The 14,750-nt window shown below is 72.7% G+C and carries 13 protein-coding genes; 7 read left to right on the top strand and 6 right to left on the bottom strand.

The genetic code is table 11. The features are described 5' to 3' along the window. The first annotated feature begins 7 nt into the window (after positions 1 to 7). Positions 8 to 1,459, top strand: coding sequence for an MFS transporter (locus B4915_RS13040; RefSeq protein ID WP_105806238.1), 1,452 nt, complete (start codon positions 8 to 10; stop codon positions 1,457 to 1,459). 4 nt (positions 1,460 to 1,463) lie between these two features. On the opposite strand, the gene B4915_RS13035 is transcribed toward B4915_RS13040, so the two are convergent. Continuing rightward, positions 1,464 to 2,021 (bottom strand): TetR/AcrR family transcriptional regulator, encoded by a 558-nt coding sequence (locus tag B4915_RS13035; RefSeq protein WP_105806237.1) that lies wholly within the window; start codon positions 2,019 to 2,021, stop codon positions 1,464 to 1,466. A gap of 149 nt (positions 2,022 to 2,170) precedes the next feature. On the opposite strand from B4915_RS13035, the gene B4915_RS13030 reads away from it, so the two are divergent. Genes B4915_RS13030 through B4915_RS13015 form a run of 4 tightly spaced genes read left to right on the top strand, consistent with a single transcriptional unit; the run spans position 2,171 to position 7,389 of the window. Continuing rightward, positions 2,171 to 3,835, top strand: coding sequence for an ABC transporter substrate-binding protein (locus tag B4915_RS13030; protein ID WP_105806236.1), 1,665 nt, complete (start codon positions 2,171 to 2,173; stop codon positions 3,833 to 3,835). Between the two features lie 20 nt (positions 3,836 to 3,855). Further along, the gene (locus B4915_RS13025; protein ID WP_105806235.1) at positions 3,856 to 4,875 is read left to right on the top strand and encodes an ABC transporter permease; all 1,020 of its coding nucleotides are present in this window, start codon (positions 3,856 to 3,858) and stop codon (positions 4,873 to 4,875) included. Further along, a complete protein-coding gene (locus B4915_RS13020; protein WP_105806234.1) occupies positions 4,872 to 5,714 on the top strand; it encodes an ABC transporter permease in 843 nt (280 codons plus the stop codon). Before B4915_RS13025 ends, B4915_RS13020 begins: the two co-directional genes overlap by 4 nt. After that, positions 5,707 to 7,389, top strand: a complete 1,683-nt coding sequence (locus tag B4915_RS13015; protein WP_105806233.1) for an ATP-binding cassette domain-containing protein — start codon at positions 5,707 to 5,709, stop codon at positions 7,387 to 7,389. Before B4915_RS13020 ends, B4915_RS13015 begins: the two co-directional genes overlap by 8 nt. Here B4915_RS13015 and B4915_RS13010 read toward each other — a convergent pair. From B4915_RS13010 to B4915_RS12990, 5 genes are all read right to left on the bottom strand, one after another. After that, on the bottom strand, positions 7,362 to 8,462 hold the full coding sequence (locus B4915_RS13010) for a carboxylate-amine ligase (RefSeq protein WP_105806282.1): 1,101 nt from the start codon (positions 8,460 to 8,462) through the stop codon (positions 7,362 to 7,364). The two genes, B4915_RS13015 and B4915_RS13010, sit on opposite strands and share 28 nt — an antisense overlap. 40 nt (positions 8,463 to 8,502) lie before the next feature. Continuing rightward, positions 8,503 to 10,761: a bifunctional alpha,alpha-trehalose-phosphate synthase (UDP-forming)/trehalose-phosphatase gene (locus B4915_RS13005; RefSeq protein WP_105806281.1), complete on the bottom strand. Its 2,259-nt coding sequence runs from the start codon at positions 10,759 to 10,761 to the stop codon at positions 8,503 to 8,505. A 121-nt stretch (positions 10,762 to 10,882) separates the two neighbouring features. Then, positions 10,883 to 11,644: a DUF305 domain-containing protein gene (locus B4915_RS13000; protein ID WP_245907505.1), complete on the bottom strand. Its 762-nt coding sequence runs from the start codon at positions 11,642 to 11,644 to the stop codon at positions 10,883 to 10,885. 4 nt (positions 11,645 to 11,648) lie between these two features. Then, complete coding sequence (locus B4915_RS12995; protein ID WP_105806232.1) at positions 11,649 to 12,320, bottom strand: thioredoxin-like domain-containing protein; 672 nt, start codon at positions 12,318 to 12,320, stop codon at positions 11,649 to 11,651. A 223-nt stretch (positions 12,321 to 12,543) separates the two neighbouring features. Then, positions 12,544 to 13,011 (bottom strand): MarR family winged helix-turn-helix transcriptional regulator, encoded by a 468-nt coding sequence (locus tag B4915_RS12990; protein ID WP_245907504.1) that lies wholly within the window; start codon positions 13,009 to 13,011, stop codon positions 12,544 to 12,546. A gap of 131 nt (positions 13,012 to 13,142) precedes the next feature. Between B4915_RS12990 and B4915_RS12985 the strand changes: the two genes are divergently transcribed. Both B4915_RS12985 and B4915_RS12980 read left to right on the top strand, forming a co-directional pair. Continuing rightward, positions 13,143 to 14,309 carry a Na/Pi symporter gene (locus B4915_RS12985; RefSeq protein WP_219845125.1) on the top strand — a complete coding sequence of 389 codons (1,167 nt, stop codon included), beginning with the start codon at positions 13,143 to 13,145 and terminating at the stop codon, positions 14,307 to 14,309. Between the two features lie 52 nt (positions 14,310 to 14,361). Continuing rightward, the gene (locus tag B4915_RS12980) at positions 14,362 to 14,727 is read left to right on the top strand and encodes an META domain-containing protein (protein WP_105806230.1); all 366 of its coding nucleotides are present in this window, start codon (positions 14,362 to 14,364) and stop codon (positions 14,725 to 14,727) included. The last annotated feature ends 23 nt before the right edge of the window (positions 14,728 to 14,750 follow it).

Genomic DNA, 14,750 nt, shown 5'->3' with positions numbered 1-14,750 from the left:
GGAACGGATGGCACGACGACTCCTCGGCCCGCTCGCGGGCGTGGTCGCGTTCCTGGCGTTCGTGGAGTTCACCAGCGGCTTCATCCAGGGCTACTACACGCCGATGCTCACCGATATCGCGCGGCATCTCGGCATCGGTGACGCCGACGTCAACTGGTTCGAGGGCTCGCAGCTGATGCTGTCGGCGCTCGTGGTGCCCGCCTTCGCGAAGCTGGGCGACATGGTGGGGCACCGCCGCATGCTGCTCTGGGCGACGGCGATCACGGCCGTGGCGACGCTCGCGCTTCCCTTCGCGCACAGTTTCGGATTCTTCCTCGCCGCCTGGACGCTGCAGGGTTTCTACGTGGCGTGGCTGCCGCTCGAGATCGCCCTCATCTGGTCGCGGACGCTCGGCCGCGAGAACCGGGCCGCGATCACCGCGAAGGCCGCCGGGCTGCTCGTGGCCGCACTGGAGACCGGAGCGATCAGCGGCGCGCTCCTCGGGGGTGCGCTGGTTGACCGCCTGCCGCTGCTGCCCGTGCTGCTGGTGCCCGGCCTGCTCGTCGCGGCCTGCTTCGCGGTGGTCTTCTTCGGGGTCGCCGAGTCCCCCACCCGGCTGGGAGGCCGGCTCGACCTCGTGGGCCTGACACTCGTGTCCTTCGCGCTGATCGCCTTCACGGGAGGCCTCAGCCTGCTCCGCCTGCACGGGGTGGGCGACCCGCTCGCCTGGGGCGTGGTGCTGCTGGGGGTGCTCCTGGTGGTCCCCTTCGCACTGTGGGAACTGCGGCACCGGGATCCGCTCATCGATGTGCGTCTCTTCCGCTCCCCCGCGCTGGCGCCCGTCTTCCTCACCGCATCGCTCTTCGGCGTGAGCGTGCTCGGCGCGCAGGCCCCGCTGTCGACCTTCATGCGCACGGATCCGGAGGTGTACGGCTATGGGATCGGCGCAGGGGGCTTCGTCGCCTCGCTCGCCATCGGCATCTACCTGCTCGGCATGGTCACGGGAGCGCTGCTGTTCCCGCTCGCGGCTCGCGGCATCACCCCACGGCTCGCGCTCGCCGGCGCTGCAGGCTGCATCGGCGCCGGCTACCTCATGTTCCTGCCGTTCCACCACAGTTTCGCGCAGGTGGTGACCAATATGGTGATCGTCGGACTCGGATCGGGCGCCCTCGTGGCGGCATTGCCCACCGCGGCCGCCGCTGCGGCGCCCGAGAACCGCACCGGCGTCGCGACGGGGCTCACGAACTCGACGAAGACCGTGGGCGGTGCCATCGCCTCCGCGGTGTTCGGCATCGCGCTGATGCAGGGCACGACGGGCGCCGCCTCCGGCGGCACCGCGGGCAGCTTCGAGGGCTACGTGACCGTGTGGCTGGTGTGCGGCGGCGCGTCACTGCTCGCTGCGGCGATGCTGCTCTTCGTGGTGCCGGCGCATGCCTTCGAGGACCGTCCGGCGAGCGCCAGGCCGAGCCCGGTCGGGTGAACGATCAGCTGAGCGTCGCATGTGCGACGCGGATCGCCTCCGCGAGCACGGCGTCCAGCCGGTGACGTCCCGCGCCCATCTGCGCCCAGCGCCACACGGCTGAGAGCAGCGCGGCCGCGTAGCCCGCGGCACGGATCTCGGCGGTGACCGGATCCGTGCCCCCGCGTTCGAGGCGCGCGGCGATCGCCGCGGCGATCCTCGCCTGGCGCGACGCCTTTCCCGCGGCGAGCTCCTCGGCCACACCCATGTTGCGCTCCTCGACGATCGCGAGCGCAAGCGTCTCCGGCGACTCCCCCTCGGCGAAGCGATCCAGCGCGGCGGAGAGCCCCGTCGCCGGATCGGCCAGCGCGGAGAGCAGGGCGTCGATGCGACGGTCGAGCACATACCAGAGGATCTCCGACTTCCCGGCGAAGTAGTTGAAGAAGCTGGAGCGGCTCACCCCGGCCCGGCGCGTGATCTCCGTCACCGAGGTCGCCTCGTACCCCTGCTCCAGGAACAGCTCGCAGGCCGCGTCGGCGAGCCACTCCCGCGACGAGGCGTGAGGGCGACCGCGGGTGCGCATGCCCTCCACCCTACCGGCACGGCGCCGACCGCCGCCCGGCTCGCACGGGCCTCCGCACGGTCCGCCCGCGCGGCGCGGGACTCGGTGCCGCATGCGCTACACTCGCTTTGTTTGACTCGTTCCAAGAATATCGGGAGTTCTGCGCTGTCATGATCCGCCATCCTCGCCCCCGCAGCGCCGCCCGCGGCCTCGCCCTGCTCGCCCTCGCCGCCACGGGGGCCACCCTGCTCAGTGCCTGCGCGGGGCCGGGCGCGGGCGACGACGCCGGATCGGGCACCCCCGTCGAGGGCGGCACCCTCGTCTACGCGACGGGCGACGCCGAGCCCACGTGCCTGGACCCGCACGTCGGCGGCAACTACCCGCAGGCGCTGCTCTCCACGCAGTTCCTGGAGCCCCTCGTGGGCCGCGACGCGAGCGGGCAGATCCAGCCCTGGCTCGCCACCGAGTGGCAGGCGAGCGACGACGGACTCAGCTGGGACTTCACCCTGCGCGACGGCGTGACGTTCACCGACGGCACCCCGCTCGACGCCGAGGCGGTCAAGGCGAACATCGAGCACCTGCAGGATCCCGAGACGCAGTCCTCCACCGGCTATCTCGCGGTACAGAAGATCACCGAGGTCGAGGTGCTCGACGCGACGCGGCTGCGCTTCCGCCTCTCCTCACCCGACTCGGCGCTGCTCGAATCGCTCAGCCAGCAGTGGACCGCGATCCAGTCCCCCGCCGGGATCGCCCGCGGCATGGATGAGAACTGCCAGGCTCCCATCGGCACCGGGCCGTTCGTCGTCGAGTCGTGGACCCCGCAGCAGCAGGTGCTGCTCGTGCGCAATGACGACTACCGCACCCCGGGACCCGAAGCCGAGCACGAAGGCCCGGCGCATCTGGAGCGGATCGAGTGGCGCTTCATCCCCGACGCGGCCACGCGTATCGCAGCCCTAAACTCGGGCGAGGTGCACGTGATCGACAACCCGCTGCCCGCCGACATCGTCGCCGCCGAGAACGACGAGCAGCTCGCCCACATCGACGCTCCGCGCCCCGGCTCGGTCAACCGCATCGAGCTCAACACCTCCCAGGCACCCTTCGACGACATCCGCGTCCGCGAGGCCTTCATCCGCGCGGCCGATCCGGATCCCGGCATCGAGGCGCTGTTCCAGGGCACCGCGCCCCGCTCCTTCTCACCACTCGCGAGCACCGAGCCGACGGCCGTGAGCGACGAGAGCCTGTTCGCAACGGACGCCGCCGCGGCGAACGAGCTGCTCGACGCCGCGGGCTGGACGGAACGGAACGCCGATGGGGTGCGCGTGAAGGACGGCAAGACCCTCACCGTGCGCTTCCCGGTGAGCACCAACCAGTCGACCGCCGCCGAGCAGTCCCTCTTCGAGCAGATCCAGGTGAACACCGCCGCGGTCGGCTTCGACGTCGAGCTCAGCCCGCTCGACCTGAGCAGCTGGTACGGCGCGCTCGGCGCGCACGAGTACGAGGCGGTGAGCGCGCCCTACACGAAGGTGGGCCCGGACGTGCTGCGCATCCTCTACCACTCCGACGGCACCGTTCCCGCCCCCTCGGGGTACTTCGCGAACCACGCGATGCTGCGCGACGCCGAGCTCGACGGGGTCCTCGACGAGGCCTCCGCGACGCTCGACGAGGATCGCCGCGCGGAGCTCTACGCCGAGGCGCAGCAGCGCATCCTGGAGAGCTTCGCGGTGCTGCCGCTCTACGATCAGCAGAACCACTTCCTGCTGCGCGGGGTGAGCGGCGTGACGACGCTCGGCACGGTCGCGACGCCCACCTTCGTCGACGCGCAGCTCACCGAGTAGCCGAGCGGCCGGGCGAGGAGATGGCCCAGCGGCGCATCGCCGGACGCGCAACGCGGATCGCGCTCGCGGTCGCGCGGCGCCTCGGCGCGGCCGCGCTCGTCGTCTGGCTGACGGCGACGGTCGTGTTCTTCGTGCTGCGCCTCTCGGGCGACCCGCTCGAGGCGATCCTGGGCGGCCCAGGATCGCAGGCCGGCCCGGAGGCGGTCGCGCGGGCGGAAGCCGCCTACGGGCTGGACCGGCCACTCGCCGTGCAGTACCTCACCCAGCTCTGGCGCGCGGCCACACTGCAGTTCGGCGACTCCTACGCCCGCAAGCTGCCCGTGACCGAGCTGCTCGCCGCGAATCTGCCGCCCACGCTGCTCATCTCGACCCTCGCGCTGCTGCTGGCCTGGGCGCTGGCCCTCACCGGCGCGCTGATCGCCGCGGTGAGCCGCGGCGGTCTCGGCCGGGCGGTGCGGGGGGCGCTGAGCGCGGTGCAGACGGTCGCCTCGGTCACCCCGCAGTTCTTCGTCGGCGCGGTGCTGATCCTCGTCTTCGCGAGCGGCCTCGGCGTGCTGCCCGCGACGAGCGGAGGCGACGGAGCGGCGGGTCTCGTGCTGCCCGTGGTCACCCTCGCGATCCCGATCGCCGGCTATCTCGCCCACGTGCTGCAGGGCTCGCTCGCCGAGGCCGACGAGGCCCCCTTCGCGACGACCGCGCGGGCGCGCGGCGCCGCCGAGAGCCGCGTGCTGCTGCGCCACACCCTCCGGCACGCGGCCCTGCCCGGGATCGCGCTCTCGGGCTGGGCCTACGGCTCGCTGCTGAGCGGCGCGGTGGTGGTGGAGGCGCTCTTCGCGCGGCAGGGACTCGGCCGCCTGCTGCTCGAATCCGCAACCGTGCGCGACGTGCCCGTGGTGATGGGCGCGGTGGTGGTGATCGCGCTGCTCTACGTCGCGATCATGCTGCTGTCCGATCTCGCGGAGGTTCTCGTCGATCCGCGGCTGCGGCGCAGCCCGGCCGCCCGCCCGGCGCGCGCTGCCGGCGAGGCGGTGGGCTCATGAACGCCCTCGGCCGCGCCGCCCGCTCCCTCGTCCGGACCGCCCGCTCCCTCGGCTGGCCGGGACTGCTGAGCCTCGCCGTGCTGCTCCTCACGGCCATCGCGGTGTGCGCACCGGGCGTGCTCGCGCCGGGCGATCCGCTGGCGGTGCACCCCGCCGAGGCGTTCGCCCCGCCCTCGCCGTCGCACCCCTTCGGCACGGACGAGTCGGGCCGTGATCTCTTCACCCGCGTCGTCCACGGGGCCGCGGCCTCGGTGGGGATCGGGGCGGCGGCGACGGCCATCGGAATCGGGATCGGCGCCGTGCTCGGTTTCGCGGCGGGCCTCGGCCCCCGGCTGCTGGACGCCGCGCTCGCCCGGGCCTTCGAGGTGCTGTTCGCGCTGCCCACCCTGGTGATGGCGCTGCTGTTCATCGCGGTGATGGGCGCGGGGCCCGAGGCCTCGGTGCTCGCGATCGGACTGGCGACGATCCCGGGGTACGCGCGCATGCTGCGCGCTCGGGTGCGCGGCATCGCATCGAGCGGCTACGTGGAGTGGGCACGCCTCGACGGCGCAGGCCCGGTGCGCGTCTTCACCCGCCATATCGCGCCGAACGCGCTGTGGCCGCTGGCCGCGGCGGCGACGCTCGGGATCGGTCAGGCGATCGTGTGGGTCTCAGCGCTCGGCTTCCTCGGCTTGGGTGCGCCGCCGCCCTCGCCGGAGTGGGGCGCGATGCTGAACGCGGGGCGGGTCTACCTCACCACCGCGTGGTGGATGACGGTGTGCCCGGGGCTCGCGATCGTCGCGACCGCCGCGGCGCTCACGGTGCTGGGGCGGCGGATCGGAGGGGTGCCGCGTGGCTGAGGGAGGATCGCAGGCGGAGCCGGTGCTGCGGGTCGAAGGCTTGCGTGTCGACCTCGCAGGGCCCGGCGGCCGCGTGCTCGACGGGGTGTCCCTGAGCGTGCGCGCCGGCGAGTGCCTGGCAGTGGTGGGCGAGTCGGGCGCGGGCAAGTCCGTGCTCGCGCGCAGCCTGCTCGGCCTCACGCAGACCGACCCGGCCTGGCGGGTCTCGGCGGATCGCTTCGAGCTGGCGGGCCGGGATGCGCGGCGGCTGAGCCGCCGCGCCTGGCGCGGGCTGCGCGGCGGCACGGTGTCGCTGGTGCTGCAGGATGCGCTGCAGTCACTCGACCCGCTGCGCACCATCGAGGCCGAGGTGGGCGAGGCGCTCGCGATCCGCGGCGTCCGCGGGAGGGCGCGGCGCTCGGCGGTGATCGCGGCGCTCGAAGCGGCCGGCCTGCCCGATGCGGCCGCACGGCTCGGGCAGCGCTCCGGCGAGCTCTCCGGCGGGATGCGGCAGCGCGCGCTGATCGCCTCGGCGCTCGTCACCTCCCCGCGGCTGCTCGTCGCCGATGAGCCCACCGCCGCGCTCGATCCGACGACCGCGGCGCGCGTGCTGCGCCTCTTCGCGGAGGTGCGGGACCGCGGCGCCGCGGTGGTGCTCATCACCCACGAGCTCGCGAGCGCGGCGCGGGTGGCGGATCGGATCGCCGTGCTCGACGGCGGCAGGATCGCCGAGGCCGGGCCGATCGGGCAGGTGTTCACGGCTCCACGGCACCCGAGGACGCGAGCGCTGATCGCGGCGATGCCGCGCGGACCGAAGCCGCGGGCTGAGGTGGGCACGGGGGCGGGATCGCAGGCGGCCGGCGCAGCTGCAGCGGGATCGCAGGCTCCCGGACCCGTGCTGCTCGCCCTGCGCGGCGCCGCCCGTCGCTACGGAGCGCCGGGCGGCGGGACGGCGGGCCTGCACGGCGTCGAGCTCGAACTGCGGCGCGGCGAGGCCGTCGGCGTGGTGGGAGCGTCGGGCGCGGGCAAGAGCACCCTGGCGCGGCTGCTGGTGGGCGCCGAGCGCCCCGACGAGGGCGCCGTCGAGCGCGCGGACCCGCCGCCCCGGGTGCGGCTCATCCCGCAGGACCCGCTCGCGAGCTTCGACCCCCGCTGGAGGGTGGAGCGGATCCTCGCCGCGTCGATCCCCCGCTCCCGGCGCTCGTCCCGCTCCTCGGGGGCCGGCGCTCCGCCGTTCGCGCCGGTGCCCGCGCCCACGCCAGCGGAGCTGCTCGCGCAGGTCGGGCTCGGAGACGAGCTGCTGCGCCGCCGGCCCGCAAGCCTCTCGGGCGGACAGCGGCAGCGGATCGCCATCGCCCGGGCCCTCGCGGCGGCGCCGCAGCTGCTGGTGTGCGACGAACCGGTCTCGGCGCTCGACATGTCCACGCAGGCGGGCATCCTCGCGCTGCTGCGTGAGGTGCAGCGGAGCCGGGGCCTCACGCTGGTGTTCATCTCCCACGACCTCGCCGCGGTGCGCTCCGTGTGCGAGCGGCTGGTGGTGCTGCACGACGGCCGCGTGGTCGAGACCGGCGAGACGGAGCGCGTGCTCGCGAACCCCCGGGAGGCGATCACCCGCGAGCTGATCGCGAGCAGCCCCGGCGTCGCGGGCTACCCCGGAATCGAGATCGGTTACGCGGCGCCCGAGGCCTCCCGGTAAAGCCCCAGCAGGCCCTGCACGCCGCCCTCCGCGAAGCGCTCGAGCTGCCGGCGCGCGGGACCTCCCGTCGCCCGCAGCCGGGCGAGGTAGGAGCGGACGCGCTCCAGATCGCCGCTGGCGCGCAGCTCCCCCTCCACGGAGGCGACCATGCCCTCCAGCATCTCGTGCGCGGGTACGGCGCGGGCCGTGACCGGGTCGATGAGCGTCCCGCTCAGCCCGTCCCGCGCGGCCATCCAGATCGCACCGCTCACGAGTCCGGGCGTCGCACCCGGACGCGGCTTCCCCTCCCCGGCTTCGGCGAGCGCGCGTTCCACGAGCGCCCGGGCGATGAGAGCGAAGTCGACGGCGTCGTCGGCGGTGAGCTGCGCGTCCGCGATGCGCAGCTCCACCGTCGGGTAGCGCTCCGAGAGCCGCGCCAGCCAGGTGACCACGCCGGCGTCGAGCAGCACGCCGCTCGTCACCAGGCGCTCGACCTCGCGAGCATACTCCTCCCCGCTCGCGAACTCCGGCGGGTACCCGGCGAGCGGCCAGGTCATGTTGCGGATGTGCCGCCAGCTCGCGAAGCCGCTCGGCTCGCCGCACCAGATCGGCGAGTTCGCGGTCATCGCGATCAGCGCGGGCGCCCACGACGCCAGTCGCGCGAGCACCTCCACTCCGGCGTCGGGTGAGGGCACGCCGATGTGCACGTGCGTGCCCGTCACATACTGATGCGCGGCGGCGCCGCGCATCTCCGCGTCGAGCTCTCGGTAGCGGGGCTTGGGCGTCACGGTGCCGGCCTCCTCGCCGCCCAGCGGCGGCAGTCCCGAGCTGGCCAGCACGGCGCCGCGGTCGGCGGCCCTGCGCGACAGCTCCGCGCGGAAGCCGGCGAGCGTTTCGAGGGCTTCGCCCGCCGTGCGGCAGACGGGCGTCGCCGTCTCCAGCTGGCTCGAGAAGAACTCGCGCTCAGCGGGCGCCACCTCGTCCGAGGCGGAGCGCACGAGCACGGACGCCAGGTCGACGGGCGTGCCGTGCTCGGCGTCGAGCAGCAGGTACTCCTCTTCCACGCCGAAGCTACGGGGCTCGGCTGCGCTCATGTCGTCTCCGTTCATCTCGTTCTGCGGGGCCCGATCCGGCTCACTCGGAGCCGATCACGACGCCCGTGCGCAGCTCGGCGAGCAGCGCGAGCACGGCGGCCGCGGTCTCGGGATCCGGCACCCGCTCGTCGGCTGCCGTCTCCCCCGGGCCCACCTTGATGCCGAGGTCGTCCGCCTCGAGCGACACGAACACGTCTTCATCGGTGACGTCGTCGCCGAGGAACAGCACCGGCCCGGGGGGCAGGGTGTCGCGGATGCGCTGCAGCACCGAGCCCTTGTCCGCGGCGCGCACCGAGAACTCGCGCACCTGCTTGCCGGCGCGGGTGTGCATGCCCGCCGCGTTCCCCAGCTCGACGGCCGCCGCCAGCAGCTCTTCCGCCTGCTCGGGTTCCGGCACCTCGCGCGTGTGCACCGCGATCCCGAACGGCTTGTATTCGAGCCGCACCCCGGTCTCGCCGCCGAGCACCCGCTCGAAGCGCCGCGCGAGCGCGCGCAGCCGCTCCTGCTCCTCCTCGGTGGGTGCTTCCTCGCTCGTGCCCGTGCGGGCCTCCAGCCCCTCGAGCTCCGAGCCGTGAGAGCCGGAGACGATCCAGGCGCCGCTCTGCAGGCCCGTCTCCGCGAGGCCCGCGAGAGAGCGTCCCGTCAGCAGTGTGACGGCCGTGCCGGGCGAGCCGGCGAGCACGTCGAGCGCCTGCTTGGCGCGCGGCAGGATCCGCGCATCCTGCGGCCGCGGGACGATGGGTGCGAGCGTACCATCGAAGTCGGTGGCGACGATGATCGAGGGCGCCGATGCGAGACGGCGGACCCGGTCGTCGATGCTGCGCGGCACGAAGGCGGTGCTGACCTGGATCGGCTCTGTGCGCTCTCCGCCCGGGCCGATGCGGCGCGCTTCGGCTGCGGCGAGCACCGAGCCGAGGTACCCGGCCGCCCAGTGCGCCACGTCGTTGTCGTCCACGGCGCGGCGGAGGGAGCGCATGCGGCGTCGCTGCTCCTCGAGGGGCATCAGCGCCGCGCGCACGATCGCCGCCTTGAGCCCCTCGATGTCGTGCGGGTTCACCAGCAGGGCGTCGCGGAGCTCATCGGCGGCGCCGGCGAACTCGCTCAGCACGAGCACGCCGCGCTCGTCCAGGCGGCACGCCGCGTACTCCTTCGCGACGAGGTTCATGCCGTCGCGCAGCGGCGTCACCAGCAGCACGTCGGCGGCGAGGTAGAGCGCCACCATCTCCTCGCGGGAGTAGCCGCGGTGCAGGTAGACGAGCGGTGCCCGGCCAATGGTGCCGTGGTCGCCGTTGATCCGGCCGACCGTCACCTCGACCTCGTCCCGCAGCTGGCGGTAGGCGTCGACGCGTTCGCGGCTCGGGGTGGCGACCTGCACGAAGACCGTCTCGGCGGGATCGATCTCGCCGTCCTCCAGCAGCTCCTTGTAGGCCTTCAGCCGGTGACGGATCCCCTTCGTGTAGTCGAGGCGGTCGACCCCGAGCATCAGCGTGCGCGGGTTCCCCAGCTCCTCGCGGATCTCCTCCGCGCGCCGCCGCACCTCGGGCCGCCGCGCCACCTCGGCGAAGGCCTCGGCGTCGATCGAGATCGGGAACTCCTGCGCGAGCACCGTACGCGAGCCCTCATCGGGGGTGCTCGGCACGACGACCGTGTTTCCGAGCGCCGGAGCCCGGGTGAAGCGCTCGACGGTCATCCGGAAGGCGACCGCGTCGGTGACCTGCTGGAATCCGACCACATCGGCGCCGAGCAGCCCCTCGACGATGCGCTTGCGCCAGGGAAGCTGGGCGAAGAGCCGGCTGGGCGGGAAGGGGATGTGCAGGAAGAAGGCGATGGTGAGGTCCGGGCGCAGTTCGCGGAGCATGGCCGGCACGAGCTGCAGCTGATAGTCGTGCACCCACACGATCGCATCCTCGGCGGCGGCCTCGGCGACCCGCTCGGCGAAGCGGCGGTTGACCTGCTGGTAACGGTCCCACCACTCGCGGTGGTATTCGGGCTGCGCGATCACGTCATGGTAGAGCGGCCACAGCGTGCCGTTGGAGAAGCCCTCGTAGTACCGTTCCACGTCCTCGGAGCTGAGCTCGACGGGCGCGAGACGCATCGCGCCGATCTCAAAGGGCTCGATCCGTTCATCGGCGCTGCCCGCCCAGCCCACCCAGAGGCAGCCGAGTTGCTCGACGATGGGCTCCACGGCCGTCACGAGGCCTCCGGGCGATGCGCGCCACGACGTGCTCCCGTCCTCCTCGACCACCCGGTCGACCGGCAGTCGATTCGACACCATGACGAGTTCTCGCCCACCGGTCATGTTCCTCAGATCGGTCACTGCACCTCCAGGCTCGTTCTCGCAGTCTAGCGATCCTGGGTGACGGATCACGATCCGGTCGATGAGCCTGGGATCGGGGCGGCGATCCCGCTATACTTCTGCTTCACTCCGCGGGGCGATCGGCGAGCATGGCCTCCATGAGCGAGACCTCCGCGCGCTGTGCGGTGACCATGCTGCCCGCGAGATCGGTGACGACGGGATTGCCGCTGCGCGCGACCACTCCCTCGGCCATCTCGATCCCGCCCTGGTGGTGCGCGATCATGAGCTGGAGGAACAGCCGCTCGGCGTCCCGCCCCGAGAGCCGGCGCAGCTCGTCGAGCTGTTCCCGGGTGGCCATGCCCGGCATGGCTCCGGCGTCCGCCCCGGCGTCCGTGGCGGCACTCGCATGATCCGAGTGAGCGGCTCCGCCCGCGTCGCTCAGCACGGGCAGCCGCATCCAGGTCATCGGCGGATCGGGTGAGGCCTGCGGCAGCCCCCAGACGGCGAGCCAGCCGAACATCTGGCCGGCCTGCTGCGACTGGGAAGTGGCGATGTCGTAGGCGAGCAGCCGCACCTCGGGGTCGTCGCTGCGGTCCCGCACGATCATCGACATCTGAACGGCCTGATCGTGGTGGGTCTGCATGTCGCGGGCGAAGCCGGCCTCCGCGCTGCGGGTGCTGGGGCTCGGCTCGGCGACGGCGGTAACGCGGCCCGCGATCAGCGACACCGCGACGAGCACGAGGGCGAGGGCGACCGCGATGAAGGCGGTGAGGCCGGCGGCGCTGCGGTGCGGCTGAGCCGCGCCGGACCTCCCGTCGCCCGCTTCGCCGGCTTCGGACGGCACCTCGGCCTCCGGCACCGCCCCGGCCTCGGCCGCGGGTCGCACGACCTCAGGCGACACGGCCGGGCCCGTCGATGGCTCCGGTGCAGGCTGCGCCCGGCTCCGGGGCGTCGGCCGACTTCCAGAAGCGGTCGATGAACTGCTGGAGGCGCTCGTCGTCGGGACTGTCCATCTGGATCTGCGCACCCCAGGCGGAGGCCACGATCGGCGCCGGCAGGCCGGGGAACGGCGAGAGGATGACGTACTGGTCGGGAAGCGCGTCCCTCAGTGACGCAAGCTCCTCGCCAGAGACGGCATCGGGATCGTAGGTGACCCAGACGGCGCCGTGCTCCAGCGCGTGCACCGCGTTCTCGTTGGGTTGCGGCTGCTCGTACACGCCGCAGTTCAGCCAGACGGGGTGGTGGTCTCCGCCCGCGGGAGGCTGGGCACCGTACTCGGCCTCGTAGTCGACCGGGGTGGTGACGTGGTTCGCCGGCAACCCCGGGTACTCCTGCAGGCCGGGGATCGCCATGTCCTGGGGGCGCTCCTGGCGGGGAGCAGCGGTGGCGATGAAGGTGACGAGCAGCCCCAGGATCGCGACTGCGCCGACGACGCCGCTGATGAGGGCGATGCGGCGCCGGCGCTGCTCCGCGGCTCGCTGCCGCTGATAGGCGGCGACCTTCTCCGCGCGACGTTCGTCCCGCTCCTGCTTGACCGTCTTCCGCGCGGCAGGCTCGACCATAGCTTTCTCCCAGCTTTCGCAATATGGTTGTCGCGACAATCTTCCCGGACGCGTCTGGGAGAAGACCCCCGGCAAGCCGCGAAAGCGGTGAGACCGGGCGCTGCGAGACGCCCACCCCTGCGCGCCCCGTTGCCCGTGCCGCCGCTGCCCGCGCTAGGGGGCGGGCCGCCGACTCAGCGCCGCGGCCGCGGGCCGCACCCGCCCGGAGATCCTCCCCGCTCGCTCAGCCGCGATGCGCCTCGAGCCGCGCGCCGATCGCCTCCGTGATGTCGGCGAGCGCCTCAAGCTGCTCCGGGGTGAGCGAGTCGATCACGAGCTGCCGCACCAGCTCGATATGGCGAGGAATGGCCCGGATGAACAGGCGCCGCCCCAGCGCCGTGAGATGCACATCGGTGGCGCGGCGATCCTGCGCGCACTGCAAGCGCTCGACCAGCTCCCGGCTCTCCATGCGCGTGCACACGTGCGAGAGCCGGGGAAGCGTCGCTGCGGTGCGATCCGCGAGCTGGGACATGCGCAGCGTGGCGTCGGGTGCCGTGTACAGCGCCGAGAGCACGGTGAACTCGAAGTGCGTGAGCCGGGAGTCGCGCAGCAGCTGCGCATCGAGGACGTGCGGCAGCACCTGCGAAACGCCGACGAGCCCGAGCCAGGCCCGCGACTCCAGCGGGTTCATGCGTGGCGCACTGTGCATCATGGTCCCATTCCATCATCTTCGACGCGACTTCCGGAACGGCCGGGGCACCGCGTCCGCGCTGAGCAGGCGCACCGCATAGCTTCCTCATCGCGGTAGCACTGCCCACTGATCGCCGGGGGTACCATGGGTGCGTGAGCGTGCAGGCCGATGGGCACCCCCGGGCGCTTCCGCAATGGGAGCGAGTGCTCGGCTGGTGCGGAACGGCGGCGCTGATCTACCTGCTGATCTGCGCGGTGAGCATCATCAGCCGCGGCTTCGCCGGCCTGAGCGGCGACGCTGCGCGCGCGCTGTTCGCCTTCGCCGATCATCCCTGGGTGGGCCTCTTCGTCGGCGTGCTCGGCACGGTGGTGATCCAGTCCTCCACCACGGTGACGGCTATCGCGGTCACCGCCGTCGGCGCCGGGGCGCTCTCGGTGCAGGGCGCGATCCCGGTGATCCTCGGCGCCAATGTGGGCACCACGGTGACCACCACCCTCGTCGCGCTCACCTTCCTGGGAGACCGGGTGGAGCTGCGCCGCGCGCTCGGCGCCTCGTCGATCCACGACTTCTACAACTGGCTGTCGCTCGCGATCTTCTTCCCGATCGAACTGGCCTGGCATCCGCTGGAGCGGATGAGCGGTGCGCTCGCCACGCAGCTCTCGGAGACGAGCTGGCTGCCGGATCCCTCGCACTTCAATATCGTGCAGACGCTCACGAATCCCTTCGTCGACTCCGTGCTCGCGCTCACGCGCGCCCTCAGCGAGCATCTCGGGCCGCTCTTCAACGTCGTGCTCGGCGCGATCCTGATCCTCGTCGCCGTGAAGTACCTCGGCAAGCTGCTCAAGGGCCTCATGGTGGGGAGGGCGCGCGAGGCGCTGACCCGGGCGGTGGGCCGCAACCGCTACGCGGCGATGGCGACGGGGCTGGGGGTGACGGTGCTCACGCAGTCGTCGACGATCACCACCTCGGTGCTCGTGCCCTTCGCGGGCGCGGGGGTGCTGACGCCGCGGCAGATCTACCCGGTGACGGTTGGGGCGAACCTCGGGACGACGCTCACGGTGGTGTTCGCCGCCTTCGCGGCCGAGGGGGCGGGCAGCACGGCCCAGATCGGCCTGCAGGCGGCCTTCGTGCACCTGCTCTACAACGCATTCGCGATCCTGCTCATCTACGTGATCCCGGTGCTGCGGCCGGTCCCCCTGTGGCTGGCCGAGAACTTCGCTCGCCTCGCTTCGGCGCATCGCTGGGTGATCCCCCTGTACCTGGGTGCGGCGTTCATCGCGATCCCGCTGCTGGTGATCGTGTTCGTCGGGATCGTGTAGCACGGAATCTTTCCCTTTCCTGTGCGCACTTCTTCATGCGAGAGTGTCTTCTATGAGCACTCATCGCGTGGGAATCCTGATCCTGGCCGGCGCCGCCCTGCTGTCTCTCGGCGGCTGCGCCTCCTCCGGCTCCTCCGACTTCGTCGGGAGCTGGGGCGGCGACGATCCGTCGCCGAACATCACCATCGAGGACGACGGCCGGGTGTCCGGCACGGACGGCTGCAACCGGCTCTCGGGAATGGGGTCCTTCGACGGCGACCGTTTCGTGTTCGGCACCCTCGCCCAGACGAAGATGGCCTGCCTGGACGACGCCGAGGTGATCGAGCCCTGGCCCGAGTCCGCCCGCGTCGACGGAGACGAACTGGTGCTGCTCGACCAGGACGGCAACGAGGTCACCCGCCTCCCCCACCGCGACTGATCCGCGGCCGCGCCGAGGCGAGC

This window comes from Leucobacter massiliensis, from assembly GCF_002982315.1.
Lineage (GTDB): Bacteria > Actinomycetota > Actinomycetes > Actinomycetales > Microbacteriaceae > Leucobacter > Leucobacter massiliensis.
Note: the sequence above shows the minus strand (reverse complement) of the source record. Positions and strands in the feature narration are given on the sequence as shown.

Bases quoted from the DNA above. Each gene is read 5' to 3' on its own strand.
- B4915_RS13010 (WP_105806282.1), bottom strand. From the start codon at position 8,462: ATGAGCGCAGCCGAGCCCCGTAGCTTCGGCGTGGAAGAGGAGTACCTG.
- B4915_RS13025 (WP_105806235.1), top strand. From the start codon at position 3,856: ATGGCCCAGCGGCGCATCGCCGGACGCGCAACGCGGATCGCGCTCGCG.
- B4915_RS12990 (WP_245907504.1), bottom strand. From the start codon at position 13,011: ATGATGCACAGTGCGCCACGCATGAACCCGCTGGAGTCGCGGGCCTGG.
- B4915_RS13030 (WP_105806236.1), top strand. From the start codon at position 2,171: ATGATCCGCCATCCTCGCCCCCGCAGCGCCGCCCGCGGCCTCGCCCTG.
- B4915_RS12980 (WP_105806230.1), top strand. From the start codon at position 14,362: ATGAGCACTCATCGCGTGGGAATCCTGATCCTGGCCGGCGCCGCCCTG.
- B4915_RS13035 (WP_105806237.1), bottom strand. From the start codon at position 2,021: ATGCGCACCCGCGGTCGCCCTCACGCCTCGTCGCGGGAGTGGCTCGCC.
- B4915_RS13005 (WP_105806281.1), bottom strand. From the start codon at position 10,761: ATGACCGGTGGGCGAGAACTCGTCATGGTGTCGAATCGACTGCCGGTC.
- B4915_RS13040 (WP_105806238.1), top strand. From the start codon at position 8: ATGGCACGACGACTCCTCGGCCCGCTCGCGGGCGTGGTCGCGTTCCTG.
- B4915_RS12995 (WP_105806232.1), bottom strand. From the start codon at position 12,320: ATGGTCGAGCCTGCCGCGCGGAAGACGGTCAAGCAGGAGCGGGACGAA.
- B4915_RS13020 (WP_105806234.1), top strand. From the start codon at position 4,872: ATGAACGCCCTCGGCCGCGCCGCCCGCTCCCTCGTCCGGACCGCCCGC.